This is a genomic window from Acidithiobacillus sulfurivorans (assembly GCF_018853815.1).
GTDB classification, from domain to species: Bacteria; Pseudomonadota; Gammaproteobacteria; order Acidithiobacillales; family Acidithiobacillaceae; genus Acidithiobacillus; species Acidithiobacillus sulfurivorans.
Map to the genome: position 1 here is coordinate 1 of NZ_JAAOMP010000080.1, position 974 is coordinate 974.

At 55.5% G+C, this 974-nt stretch carries 1 protein-coding gene; it reads right to left on the bottom strand.

Features of this window, described 5'->3' with window-relative positions; all coding sequences use genetic code 11:
- The coding region (istA, locus tag HAP95_RS07590) for an IS21 family transposase (protein WP_215883673.1) at positions 1-869 on the bottom strand (869 nt) is incomplete at its 3' end.
- Between the last annotated feature and the right edge of the window lie 105 nt (positions 870-974).

Sequence of the window (974 nt, forward strand, 5' to 3'; positions counted from 1 at the left end):
TTCTGCTCGGGGTGTGCATGATTCTGTGCCCGCTCCTGACAGCGTTCCCAGAGCCAGGCGTTCAGCTGATCCAGTGTTTCAAAGTGCGGAAGCGGGGTAAAAAACCATTCGCGGATATTGCCGACCTGATTCTCGACCTGTCCCTTCTCCCATCCGGCAGCGACCGTGCAGGCGGTGGGCCGAATCAGATAATGGTTCATGAGGGCCAGGAAGCGCCGATTGAAATCCCGTTCCCGGCCTTTGAGGGGGCGGTTATACACCACATCCACAATGGTCTTGGGGTTATCGTAAATACCCCGCTCAGGGACCCCTTCAAAGGCCAGAAAGGCTTCCTGATGGGCGGCGAAGACCATCTCCTGGGTTTCTCTGGGATAGGCCCGGACAAAGGACATCCGGCTGTAAGTCAGGCGAAAGTGGGCGACCTTGATCGCCATGGCCACCCCATCCAGAATCACCGTCTCGCTGCTCCAGTCAAACTGATACGCTTCACCGGGACGGAAACTCAGGGGAATAAAGGCTTGGTGCAGACCAGGGCGAACGTTCGCCTTCCACGCCTTTACCCAGCGCTGAATGCTGTCATAAGCCCCCTGGTATCCTGCCTTCTGCAAACCCTCGAACAGTCTGCGTGCGGTCCGCTTCTGCTTGCGCGGTAAGTGCGCATCCGTCTCCAGCCATTGCTGCAGGATCGCCTCAAAAGCTCCCAATTGCGGCCGTGGTCGGGATTTCCGCTGGGGGTACTTCGGTTCATCTCCGACATGGTCCAGATACTTGCGCACCGTGGCACGCGATAAATTCATTTTTCGAGAAATATGACTGACCGTCTCTTTGTCCAGATGATACAGACGGCGCACTTTGGCTATGGTTTCCATGCAAATCACTCCAGTTTCCTCCCGGCAAATCCGGCAGGTTATCAGGTGGTCAATTTAAACGCTGTTTTCCACCCAATTCTGGCAACTTTTGCACGCTGTTTAACA